The sequence below is a fragment of the Erwinia sp. PME.40.26/001 genome (genome assembly GCF_055556675.1).
In genome coordinates, this window is the sequence record NZ_JBVHNP010000375.1 from 1 (window position 1) to 243 (window position 243).

A 243-nucleotide genomic window follows, 5' to 3' on the forward strand; every position below is an offset into this window, starting at 1 on the left:
TCTCAAAAAGACTAAGGAGCTTTTATAATCTCCATAACTAATCTCCCTTCTTCCTGAAGGAGCACCCCTCTGTGAGTCTGGCTTTGCCACCTGTTGGCTGGCACAAAACTGTTTGGCAGTTCCCACAAACCACAACGGTTTGAGAGTGACTGAACACAGTAGTTATGTTGAAGCATCCTTGGCATTTGACATCCATGAAGAACGAATTAGGAGATTGAACGAGTCGCTTGAGTTTGTGCTTCC

Annotated in this window: 1 protein-coding gene; it reads right to left on the bottom strand. The window is 44.9% G+C overall.

The genetic code is table 11. The annotated features are described in order from the left end of the window. Window positions 1–37: 37 nt before the first annotated feature. Window positions 38–243, bottom strand: a 206-nt coding sequence (locus tag ACZ3HG_RS24610) for a 40S ribosomal protein S27 (RefSeq protein ID WP_465335126.1), incomplete at its 5' end; no start/stop codon positions are given.